Raw genomic sequence first — 12,853 nt, forward strand, 5'->3', positions numbered from 1 at the left:
CGATACAATGACATTTCCTAAAGAATTTTTATGGGGCGGCGCAGTAGCTGCCAATCAATGTGAAGGTGCTTATAATGAAGATGGTAAGGGTCTAAGCATTCAAGACGTTATGCCGCACGGGATAAAAACGCCGCATACGGATATGCCAACAGAGGATAATATGAAATTGATTGGTATCGATTTTTATCATCGGTATCCGGAAGACATTAAACTTTTAGCCCAAATGGGTTTCAAAACATTTCGTACATCGATTGCCTGGAGCCGCATTTTCCCCCAAGGTGATGACCTGGAGCCCAATGAAAAAGGTTTAGAATTTTACGATAGGCTGTTTGATGAGTGCCATAAATATGGTATTGAACCTTTGGTTACCTTATCACATTATGAAACACCACTTAATTTGGCGAAAAAATATGATGGCTGGGTGAATCGAGAACTTATTGCCTTTTATGAACGATATGTACGGACGGTTTTTGCTCGTTATAAAGATAAAGTAAAATACTGGCTTACGTTTAATGAAATCAATTCTGTTTTACATGAACCATTCATGAGTGGCGGGATTGATACGCCCAAAGATCAATTATCAAAACAAGATCTTTATCAGGCGATTCATCATGAACTGGTTGCATCCGCTTTGGCAACGAAAATTGGGCATGAAATGATGCCGAATGCGAAAATTGGTTGTATGGTTCTTAGTATGCCAACGTATCCGTTGACACCAAATCCCGATGATGTCATTGCGGTAATGAAAGCAGATCATCTGAACTATTTCTTTGGTGATGTACACGTTCGCGGAGCCTATCCGGGGTATATGAAGCGTTATTTCAAGGAAAATCATATTGAATTGAAAATGGAAAAAGAAGATGAACAAATTCTTCAAAACACGGTAGACTTTATTTCTTTCAGTTATTATATGAGTGTTTGTGAAACGGCTGATGCGACAAAGAAAATAAAAGGTGAAGGAAATCTCATGGGAGGAATAGCAAATCCATATCTTCCGGCATCGGATTGGGGCTGGCAAATTGATCCACAGGGGATTCGTTATGTTCTCAATATGTTTTGGGATCGTTGGCAGAAACCTTTGTTTATCGTTGAAAATGGCCTAGGGGCTGTTGATGAACTGGTGGATGACGGTCAAGGCGGTAAAACGGTTAAGGATGATTACCGTATCAGCTATCTTAACGATCATCTTGTGCAGGTTGGTGAAGCGATTGAAGATGGCGTGTCAGTCATGGGTTATACAACTTGGGGCTGCATCGATCTCGTCAGTGCATCGACAGCGGAACTTAAGAAACGTTATGGATTTATTTATGTAGATCGTGAGGATGACGGGACAGGTACGCTGGCACGTTACAAGAAAAAATCTTTTGGCTGGTACAAAGAAATCATTGCATCGAATGGCGATGGGTTAAAAAAATAAATAACATGCAGGAGTATGGCGTTGATGCTATACTCCTGATGGCACAAGAAAAGATGGATAATTCTGAAATAGGGGTGAATTTCATGAAAAAAACAGCAGCATTGGCAATTATGATAGCTCTGGCTTTTGGTGGCGGGACAGGTACAGAGGCCGCCAAGGCGCCGGTTGAGAAAGCCACTATAGACGGCTATGAACTTGTTGAGAATACGAATGGACCGGAACTTGGCTATTCGAAAGATTCCGGAGTAAAACTTCTGACCATGGATGGAAAAGACTTTAAGGATATGAATCGCAATGGCAAGCTCGATAAATTCGAGGATTGGCGTCTTACAGCGCAACAGCGTGCCGAAGATCTTGCCCAGCAAATCAGTATTGATCAGATTGCGGGTCTTATGCTCTATAGTATGCATCAGCGTAATCTGCAGCCGGAACTCAATGATGCGCAGAAACAAATGTTGAGCCAGGATAATGTGCGCACTGTACTGAATGCTGATACAGGGGCAAGCGTTGAAACTACGGCAAAATGGAACAATGCAATGCAGAATTATGTGGAAGCACAGCCGTTTGCGATTCCGGTCAACACAAGCTCCGACCCACGTAACGATGCGCGCGGCGATGGTGTATACCTTAAAGGCACGACGGGAGGAGTGTCTCGCTGGCCGAGTAATTTGGGACTTGCGGCAACCTTTGATCCGTCGATTGCCAAACATTTCGGGCAGGTCTATGCGAAAGAATATCGTGCTATGGGCATAGGTACCGGACTTTCGCCGCAAATTGACCTAGCAACTGACCCACGGTGGCCGCGTTTTTATGGTACGTTCGGTGAAGATCCGGCACTTTCGCGGGATATGGCCCGTGCCTCGATTGACGGTGCACAGTCCACCGTAGATGCAGCCGGAAAGGATCTTGGCTGGGGGAAAAATAGTATCAATGCTATGATGAAGCATTGGCCAGGTGATGGGGTTGGTGAAGGAGGCCGCGAAGCACATTCGAAATATGGAAAATATGCCGTTTATCCGGGAAATAATTTTCAGACACAGCTGATACCATTTGTTGAAGGTGGTCTGAAACTTATGGGCAAGACTAAAGTGCCAAGTGCTGTGATGTCATCGTATTCGATTGCCTGGTCCGACGATGGTTCGCTGGGAGAAAAAGTCGGCAGCGCATATAGTAAGTATAAATTGGATCTTTTGCGCAATACGTACAAATATGATGGAGTGATCTGTACGGATTGGTGTGTCACGCATTCACCGGGTGAAGGGTTAGCTGGTCTTTCCACAGCCTGGGGCGTGGAAAGTGGTTATACAGAAGCTGAACGTCACTATAAAGCACTTATGGCTGGTGTTGATCAGTTTGGTGGTAATAATGCAAAGCAGCCAGTACTCGATGCCTATGCGCTGGGTGTAAAAGAACATGGGGAAAGATTTATGCAGGAACGTTTCCGTACATCGGCAACTCGTTTACTACGCAATATTTTCCAACTGGGTCTGTTTGAAAATCCGTATCTTGATGTACAGCAGAGTGTAGCGACAGTTGGCAATGGAGCCGATTTAGCTGCTGGGTATGATGCGCAGCTCAAATCCATCGTTATGCTCAAAAATAAAGGCGGTGTGATTCATGCGGCAGCTGGTCAAAAAATACAGAAACCAACGGTGTATATCCCAATGGTTTATCGACCAGTAATTATCAATAAACGTTTTGGCACTTATACTGCAGCGAACTGGAGTCTGCCAGTGAATTTTGAAGTTGCGCAGCAGTATTTCAATGTTGTGACAGACAGTATTCCTTCACTTCGTGCAAAAGATAAAGATGGAAAACCAATGGCTGATGTACAGGATATTGTACGTCTTAATCCTGTTGAAGTCGCAAAATGTGATGCTGTACTAGCGGTTGTTGATACTCCAACTCCGGAGGGCAACAATTTTGATGGCATTGGCTATGCTGATGATGATGGATATATTCCAATCTCTTTACAATATGGTAAATATACGGCAAACTCTGCTGCTACACGCAAGACTTCTATTGCAGGAGATAAAGGCGAAAACCGGTCCTATTATGGAAAAACGGCACGGACCATCAATTCACATGATCTTGATGGTGTAGTTTATGGGCGCGATTGTGCTGCAAAGTCTGGTAAAAAGATACCAGTCATCACGATGGTCAAAGCAACGAAACCAATGGTCTTCAGTGAGATTGAACCACTCTCGGATGTTATTCTTGTTGGATTTAGCGTCAGTGATCAGGCATATTTTGATATTCTGACTGGGAAAGCTCAACCACAGGGCCTTTTGCCGATGCAGCAACCGAAGGATATGATTACCGTAGAAACACAACTGGAGGATGTGCCGCGGGATATGGCTTGCTATAAAGATAGCGAGGGTCATAGCTATGATTTTGCGTACGGCATGAATTGGCAGGGTATCATCAAGGATGCAAGAAGTGTAAAATACAATGTGCCAGTGCTCAAGGCAAAATAGAAATTCCTTTATGGCATGTTTATAAGCAAGTTAGTTTTTTACTGATATGAAGAAGTGATTTCTTCGAATAGAAATCATTTATGACGAGTGTTTTATAAAACCCGCTTCGGCGGGAAAAAAGGAGACAGTCAAATATGAGTAAACAGGAATTGTTTGATACGTTTTTAGATTATATGGTGCGTTTTGCCGAAATAAAAGCAGTGGCAGCCTTGAAAGACGGGTTTATTCTCACACTTCCACTGACATTAGCAGGGTCCGTGTTTTTATTGATTGCCAACTTGCCAATCGCTGGGTACAGTGATTTTATGACAGCGCAATTTGGCGCGGGCTGGGCGGCACCATTAAACCAAGTGGCGGGATCTACCTTTGGGATTTTAGCAATTTTGTGTGTGCTGGGAATTTGTTATAAATATTGTCAGGCGGAAGGCTGTGATGCAATTACAGCTTCGCTTTTGGCCCTGGCTTCGTTTTTGATCGTTACCAAAGGTTCTGTGCTGACAAAAACTGGTGAGGTCGTAAACGATGTTATTCCAAAAGGCTGGGTTGGCGGGAATGGTGTTATCACGGCGATCATTGTAAGTTTATTGGTAGCTTGGCTTTTTTGTTATTGCGAAAAAAATCATATTGGAATTAAGATGCCGGCTGGTGTACCGGATGGTGTAGCGAAAGCATTTGCGGCTCTAGTACCAGGGATGATTGTCTTTGCTGGTTCGGCTGGGGTGTTTTTTCTTTGTCAGGCTCTGGGCGGGCTTACTTTTCCTGAACTTGTCTTTCAGGTATTGCAGACACCTTTACAAAATTTAACGGATAATTTAGTGGCAGGTATTATTATCGCAGGCATACAGAGTGTTTTATTTTGGGCAGGAATTCATGGTCCTAATATAGTGGGTGGTGTAGTAGGACCAATCCTTACGGCAAATGCAATTGATAACCAGCATTTATTAGATGCGGGAATGGCTCTAATTGGTAATCCACAAGCTAAAATTATAACAATTCAAGTAAATGATGTATTTATTAAAAGCGGGGGCTGTGGAATTACTTTAGGACTTTTGATTTCCGCATTTATTGCGGCACGGTCAGCGCAGATGAAATCTATTTCTAAGCTGGCATTTGTTCCAGGACTGTTTAATATCAATGAACCAATTATTTTTGGATTGCCGATTGTATTTAATCCATATTTTATCGTTCCATTTATCGGGGTGCCGGTTATTGCTATGATTATGACCTATGTAGCGATTGCAGTTGGTTTTATGTCACCATTTTCAGCGGTACAAGTCCCCTGGACAACCCCGACGATTATTGCTGGTTTTTTATTGGCGGGCTGGCAGGGAGCAGTCGTTCAAATTGCGATCGTTTTGATGGCGACAATCGTTTATTTCCCGTTTATGAAAATACAAGATACTGTTTATGTTAAAGAAGAATTGGATGCAGTAGAAGGAAAAGAAGGGGAGAAGTTATTGTGAAAAAGATCGTCTTATTATGTGCAGCAGGAATGTCAACCAGTATGCTCGTTAAAACAATGGAAAAAGCAGCGGCGGAGATGAACTATGAATGTCAAATTTCAGCATATCCAACTTCAGAGGCTATTAAACGAGCAAGTGATGCGGATCTTATTTTGCTTGGACCCCAGGTTCGTTTTGCTTTAAATAAAATCCAAGCTCAATGTCCCGGTGTTATGGTTGAGGCAATTGATATGCGGATGTATGGACGGATGGATGGCAAGGGTGTTATTGAATTTGCTAAGAGTAAAATCGGTTAATTGGTTTAGAAGATAATGAGTAATCAATTTTATACAAAGAGAGTGTGATGGGCATGAAATTGAGGCAGATTATACTTATATCTTTCTTTATTTACAGTGAATTTTGTTTTTCAAGTACAGCGATTGTTTCAGCCGCAGATTTTTCACTGAATAATCTAGAAGTGGAGCATATGGTTCAGCCGTTGGGGCTCGATATAAAAGAGCCCCAATTCAGCTGGATGATGCAAGGTGATAAGGCGGCACGCGGTATTTCGCAGAGTGCTTATCAGATTGTCGTTAAGGATAAGCATGGAACTATTGTTTGGAATACTGGAAAAATTGCGAATGCCGATTCCATAGGCATAAAATATGGAGGCCTACCGCTTGTTCCGGAAAGCAGATATAACTGGACCGTAAAGGTTTGGAATCAGAAAAATGAAGTTCAGGAAAAAAGTTCCTGGTTTGAAACGGGGCTGAATTTAGCGCGGTCTGGTTCGGGAAACTGGGATAATGCCACGTGGATTGGTGGAAACGACCAAGACTTGCCTTTACATTCGCAGAGTTTGTCGGTATTTCGTGTGAAGTATGTCGTACAAATTTCATCGGGATCGCAAAAAGCTAGTTTTATCCTGGGAGCAAATGACAGCCGACTAATGGATAAAAATAAAAATCTTTACAATTTAAAAAATGCAACCGATAAGAGTTATATCAAGCTTGAATTTGATATAAGCAGAGTGAATGCAGGGGGCGAAGCTTGCATAAATATTTATCGACAAGGTTATAGTAAGACGGATACATTGACACCACTTACTTCGATTGTGATACCGCATGGAATTGTTAGTGCAGAAAATCAAAATGCGAAACACAATATCGAGGTAAGCAGCAATTTTGGCATTTTTAATTTTTGGGTCGATGGTACGCAAATTGAACTGCCACGCGTAAATTTTTGGACTACGGGCTATAATGTGAATCCGGTTGGTCCGGGGGGAGATTATATCTCTTTTCCGATGGTTGCTGATATCGGTTTTTCAGTTAACAAAGGCGAACAAGCAAATTTTTCTAATTTGCAGATTTTGAATTATCGAGCACCGCAAAATGCTCTGTTTACAGAACCTGAAACGACAGGCGATTATAAGGGGATTTTTTCACATAAGCCAGTAAATGGATTCACGGTACAAGATGGTGTTTATCGTTTAAATGGCAGCGCAAATGGTGTTTTTATTACAGCAGATCCTTCGCATGGATCGATGCCATTGCTTCGATCTACTTTTGCCGTGAAAAACAAAGAAATTGCCAGTGCTCGTCTTTATGCTACGGCACGAGGTATTTATGAGTTTTATATAAATGGCAAACGAGTTGGCAATGATTATTTTTCTCCGGGATTGACACAATATAATATCACACAGCTTTATCAGACCTATGATGTCACGAACTTTTTACAAGGCGGAAAAGAAAATGCCATGGGTGCACAACTTGCCGAAGGTTGGTGGAGTGGTGCAATTACTTTTCAGGGAGAAAACTGGAATTACTTTGGTGACCGTCAATCACTAATGGCGAAGCTTGTAATTACGTATCGTGATGGTACAAAAGATGTTGTTACAACGAATCCAAAAAATTGGAAGTTTTACGGGCAAAGTCCGGTAGTTCTAGGAAGCTTTTTTCAGGGTGAGGTTTATGATGCACGTAAAGAAAAAGATCTGAAAGCTTGGACTACATCGTCTTATTCGGATGCTAAATGGCAGCAGGCCAGCGTTGTTCCAGTCGATGCGCATACGGCATTTATTGGATCATGGGCGCATTGCATGACAGGTACAGTTACGGAGCATAACTATGATAACTTTACTTTAGTTGGACAAATGGGACCAAGCGTTACAAATATTTTAACGCTTGGTGCTCAAGGGGTTAATGAAGTACGTCCCGGTGTGTTTATTTATGATATGGGACAAAATATGGCGGGTGTGCCGCGTATTGTGATTAAAAATGGCAAGGCTGGCACAAAAATTGTTTTGCGTTATGCCGAAATGATCTATCCCGATCATGAGAAATCCGGCGAAAATAAAGGCATGATTATGCTGGAAAACATTCGCGGTGCGCTTACGCAAGATACGTATATTTTAAAGGGCGGTGACGAAATAATTGAGCCGCATTTTACGTATCATGGTTATCGCTATATCGAAATTACGGGTATTGAGAAGGCTTTGCCACTTGCGGCGGTAAAAGGGACCGTTCTGAGTTCAATTTCGAAAATTACAGCGGATTACGGGTCATCAAATGACGATGTAAATCGACTTTGGCAGAATATCGTATGGTCAAGTCGGGCAAATTTCTTATCGATTCCTACCGATTGTCCACAGCGTAATGAACGCATGGGATGGTCGGGAGATCTTTCCGTTTTTTCACGTACGGCAAGTTATGTGGCCGATACAGACCAGTTTTTGCGTCGTCACTTACAGGCTCTGCGCGATTTGCAAGATAAAAATGGACGTTTTGGCGATATTGCTCCCATTGGAAATGGTTTTGGCGGATTCCTTTGGGGGAGCGTTGGCATGACAGTGCCTTGGGAGCTTTATCAACAATATGGCGATAAGTCCGTTTTAACAGATCATTATGCTGCTATGAAACAATATATTTCTTATCTTGATACGAAGGTTAACAGCAAAGGGCTTTTGGATGAAGCAACTATACTGGGATTAGGTGATTGGCTGGGACCGGAATACAGTAAAAATGAACCAGTATTTTTATGGACGGTCTATCATGTGTATGATCTCTGGATTATGGCGAATACGGCCACGGTTTTAGGTCATACGGATGATGCAGCGATATATTGGCAGAAATATAATGAAAGAAAAAAATTCTTCAATGAAACCTTTGTAGATCGCACAGTGCATAAAACGATTCAGACAGATGGATTGTTAATGGATACGCAGACTTCCTATGCAGTACCTTTAGCTTTAGGTGTATTTAGTGAGGAAAATATTCCATACGCAGCGAAATATCTTGCCGAGGCATGCATACGTAAAAATACAGACGATAATAAAATTGAGCATAAGCCTTATGCGCTGATGACTGGTTTTATTGGTACAGCCTGGATCGGTAAAGCTCTGTCGGATAATGGGTATGCGGATATTGCCTATAAGATGCTGGAAAACGAGGACTATCCTTCATGGCTCTATCCAGTTAAGCAGGGAGCAACAACAATTTGGGAGCGTCTGGATTCGTATACGAAGGACCGCGGATTCGGAGGCAATAACAGTATGAACTCGTTTAACCATTATTCATTTGGCGCTGTAGGGGCATGGTTATGCAATTATTCGCTGGGCATTCAACGAGATCCAGCTGCACCAGGCTTTCAGCATTTTATTTTGCAGCCGCAGCCGGACTTTAAGGGCGGCTTAACAAATGCTCATGGTTATTATGATAGCAGCTATGGCAGAATTGAAAGTGCTTGGAAGATTGACGATGATAGTTGGTCTTACAATGCAGCCATTCCGGCTAATACCACGGCAACTCTCTATTTGCCAATGGATAAAAAGACAAGTGTTTTTGAAAATGGTAAACTGTTACAAAAAGGCAACGGTGTTACCTTTATAAAATATGAAAATGGGCGGGCGGTTTATCAACTGGAATCTGGAACGTATCGGTTTGAGATAAAAAAATAATCTAAAATATAAACAAGGGCAGAAAAATATGATGTTTTCTGCTCTTGTTTTGTTTATGTATGTAGGGGATTAAGATAAATAATTCACATGGACATTTCCTTATTGACAGGATTTTCAAGAGGAATTATACTGAAAATATAAATTGGTACGACCAATAAAAATGCTTTTTCTAAAACAACAGCCAAGACTTACAATGATACATGTAAATTTCTAAATATTTGATTAATTTTAAATATTGGGAATTTTTGTATAGGTATTTATAACGAGACGATGGAGGTTGAATTTATGTGGCAAATTGTAACACATCCTTTTGGAACTGAGTTATCGGCAATCGTTGCTTTTCTTCCGTTATTATGGTTATTGGTAAGTCTTGGTGTATGGAAAATGCCAGCCCATAAGAGTTGTTTTTTCGCTCTGATTTTTAGTATGGCACTTGCATTAGCAGTTTGGACAATGCCGATGGATTTGGTTTTAACTGGTGCTTTAGATGGTGCGGTTTTAGCACTGTGGCCAATTTTATGGGTTATTTTTGCAGCGATTTTTACATACAATATTACGCTGCAAACGGGAGCGATGGGGAAAATCGAGGGTCTTATGGCGAGCTTTTCCTCAGATCGTCGTGTGCAGGCATTGTTGATTGCATGGGGATTTGGGGCATTTTTAGAAGCGGCAGCTGGTTTTGGCACAGCAGTGGCTATTCCGGCGGCGATTTTGATTGGACTTGGCTTCAATCCATTTTTTGCTGCAATGTTGTGTTTGATAGCGAATACAGTTCCTGTAGCTTTTGGTGCGGTGGGCATTCCCATTATTACGTTAGCGAAAGTCGCTGATCTTGATGTAATGCGATTGACTTTGGCAGTTGCGATTCAGTTAACACCGTTTATTCTTATTATTCCAGTGGCCTTGATTCGAATCATGACCAAAAGTTTTGCTGGATTGAAAGGTGTACTTGGTATGGCATTGGCGGCGGGTATATTTTTTGCGTTGCCACAGCTTTTGGTGGCTATTTATATGGGACCTGAATTAGCAGCTATTGTTGGTGCGGTCATGTCAATGCTGGCAGTCGTCGTCTATAATACAGTGTCACCACCCAAAACAGTATGGCGTTTTCCGGATGAGGCGGCTGAAGATGATAAGCAGGTTAGGTTTAAGACATCGGTAAGAGAACAATTGACAGCATGGTCACCTTATATTTTTCTGTTTGTATTTATTTTGGGAACGAGTAATGTTATTTGTCCGATGGTGAGTGATTTGTTAGGGGTCGTACATACATCGCTTTCTATTTACAGCGGACCAGGCGGAAAACCAATCGATATTGCCTGGATTTTAACACCGGGCACACTGATTATGATTGGTGCATTACTTGGTGGATTTTTGCAAGGGATTTCATTTTCTGGAGTAGGCAGCGTATTGAAAAAAACTTGTGTACAGCTGCAAAAAACTACAATTACAGTTGTGTCGATTGTAGCATTGGCTAGAGTTATGAGTTATTCAGGGATGATCGGTGATATTGCTGTCGCTTTGGCACAGGTTACGGGTGGTTTCTATCCATTTATTGCTCCGGTTATTGGAGCATTGGGGACGTTTGTTACAGGTAGTGATACGAATGCCAATGTATTGTTTGGGGCACTCCAAAAACAGACAGCTCTGCAAATTGGGGCTGATCCAACCTGGATTACGGCAGCGAATACAACTGGCGCAACTGCGGGGAAAATGATTTCACCGCAAACGATCGCTATCGCAACATCGGCGACTGGGCAGATTGGGATGGAAGGGAATCTACTGCGTTCAACGATAGGTTATTGCCTTTGTTATACCGTGTTATTAGGCGTATGGGTTTATTTTGTTAGTGTATGCCAACTGTTTTAAATAAGAAAAATTAAAAATAGGCAGGTTTTTTTTCACAGATGCTTAATATACTTACTGTAATCAAAAAAACAGAAGAGGTGAGTGGCTGTGAAGGAAGTTAGTGTCTTAATTGTGGATGATTCAAGAATTAGCTATACAATGTTGAAAAACATATTGGCCAAAACAAACTTTAAGGTTTGTGATTATGCGCGCAATAGTAATGAAGCGGTTGAAAAATATCAACAGCATAAGCCGGATCTGATTACCATGGATATGAATTTACCGGGGCAGAATGGTATCGAAACGAGCCGACGAATTTTAGAAATAAATCCGCAAGCCAAGATCCTCATGATTAGTGCTATGAAAGATGCACAGTTGATGACACAGGGGCGTGAAGTTGGGATCAGTTCTTTTTTGCAGAAACCGGTGGTGCCTTATGAGTTTATTGATACATTGTTATTACTTTATCAAAATGAGTTTAATACAGGGGATCTTTTAATCGAATCGTATATTCATCCATTGTTAAAGATTTTTCAAAATGAAATTATGCAATTATATGGTATTGAAAGTAAGATGAGTTTTCATGAGAATATTGAAAAAGAAAATACGATTACGGGAACGGCTGTCATTATTGGTTTAACCGGAAATCCTACCGGCAGGGTTGTTCTGTATGCAGCGGATACGGTTATGATTGCATTGGCACATTTGATGCTTCATATAGAACCGGATGAAAAACTTAACGATGAGGATGCCAGAGAGGCTTTTGCTGAAGCGGGGAATATTATAGTTGGAAACTATGTGTCGCAGATTGATGATACTTTGAAAGATAAAGACATGCGTATTTCTCCTCCAGGGATGATTCGCGGACATAAGATGAAGATAGTCAATCTAAAAATGCGTTCTTTTATTATTGTGGCAGTGACTGACATTGGCGAACTTGCCTTGAGCATTAGTTTTGCAGGAGGAAAAGAATAATGGATATTAAATTGGTGAATCCTTTTATTGAGTCTGTTGCAACGATTATGCCACAAATGGGTTTTCAGAAGATCACAAGAGGTAAGATGGGCATGGGACAGCGTTCTTTAAAAAGTTTAGGTGTTACAGCCTTGGTTGGTTTCAGCAATAGTATTTGTGGTAATGTAGCGTATAATATGACAAATATGACGGCTTGTCATATTGCATCGACGATGATGATGGGAATGCCAATTATGCAATTGGATGAAATGGCAGAAAGTGCTATTTCAGAGCTTGCAAATATGCTGAGCGCAAATGTTGCAACGAAATTATCTTCAAAGCAGCATCCAGTTGATATTTCAACTCCGAGTTTGACCGTTGGTGAAGATTTTTTTGTGGATATCAGTGAGGATCAATATTTAATTATTGAGATGAATATCGATGGTACTATTTTGGAAGTGAATATAAAAATTGCCTAAATCGGATAGAAAAGAATATTTTAAAACGATGCATAAGTCAGCCTGCATCGTTTTTTTTGTGTGTAAAATCGATTGAAATAAGGTAAATTTTATGGGCAAGATGAGGGGCTGAAATGTTTAGTTTTATAAAAAAAATAAAGGATTATAAAGAGTTTTGTATAATATTATTAATAAAAGATAAATATTATTAACGAAGGAGTGATATTACAATAATAAAAACAATACGATTTTCCAATCCATAATAACTTGAATAATTGGCAAATTACTTAAATAAATAGCAA

The 12,853-nt window shown here is 41.0% G+C and carries 8 protein-coding genes; all 8 read left to right on the forward strand.

Features of this window, described 5'->3' with window-relative positions; all coding sequences use genetic code 11:
- Positions 1–7 precede the first annotated feature (7 nt).
- The 8 genes from BMY14_RS01285 (at position 8) to BMY14_RS01320 (ending at position 12,572) form a co-directional block, all read left to right on the forward strand.
- The gene (locus BMY14_RS01285; RefSeq protein ID WP_091828482.1) at positions 8–1,417 is read left to right on the forward strand and encodes a glycoside hydrolase family 1 protein; all 1,410 of its coding nucleotides are present in this window, start codon (positions 8–10) and stop codon (positions 1,415–1,417) included.
- A 38-nt stretch (positions 1,418–1,455) separates the two neighbouring features.
- Entirely contained in the window at positions 1,456–3,894 is a 2,439-nt protein-coding gene (locus tag BMY14_RS01290) for a glycoside hydrolase family 3 protein (RefSeq protein ID WP_245741193.1), read from the forward strand.
- Between the two features lie 134 nt (positions 3,895–4,028).
- Positions 4,029–5,357, forward strand: coding sequence for a PTS sugar transporter subunit IIC (locus tag BMY14_RS01295; RefSeq protein ID WP_091828484.1), 1,329 nt, complete (start codon positions 4,029–4,031; stop codon positions 5,355–5,357).
- Complete coding sequence (locus tag BMY14_RS01300) at positions 5,354–5,653, forward strand: PTS sugar transporter subunit IIB (protein WP_091828486.1); 300 nt, start codon at positions 5,354–5,356, stop codon at positions 5,651–5,653. Before BMY14_RS01295 ends, BMY14_RS01300 begins: the two co-directional genes overlap by 4 nt.
- A gap of 47 nt (positions 5,654–5,700) precedes the next feature.
- Positions 5,701–9,291, forward strand: a complete 3,591-nt coding sequence (locus BMY14_RS01305; protein WP_091828488.1) for a family 78 glycoside hydrolase catalytic domain — start codon at positions 5,701–5,703, stop codon at positions 9,289–9,291.
- A gap of 285 nt (positions 9,292–9,576) precedes the next feature.
- Entirely contained in the window at positions 9,577–11,160 is a 1,584-nt protein-coding gene (locus BMY14_RS01310) for an L-lactate permease (RefSeq protein ID WP_091828491.1), read from the forward strand.
- 87 nt (positions 11,161–11,247) lie between these two features.
- On the forward strand, positions 11,248–12,114 hold the full coding sequence (locus BMY14_RS01315; protein WP_019551992.1) for a response regulator: 867 nt from the start codon (positions 11,248–11,250) through the stop codon (positions 12,112–12,114).
- The gene (locus BMY14_RS01320; RefSeq protein WP_019551993.1) at positions 12,114–12,572 is read left to right on the forward strand and encodes a chemotaxis protein CheX; all 459 of its coding nucleotides are present in this window, start codon (positions 12,114–12,116) and stop codon (positions 12,570–12,572) included. Before BMY14_RS01315 ends, BMY14_RS01320 begins: the two co-directional genes overlap by 1 nt.
- The last annotated feature ends 281 nt before the right edge of the window (positions 12,573–12,853 follow it).

The organism is Propionispira arboris (genome assembly GCF_900109225.1).
Classification (GTDB): domain Bacteria; phylum Bacillota; class Negativicutes; order Selenomonadales; family Selenomonadaceae; genus Propionispira; species Propionispira arboris.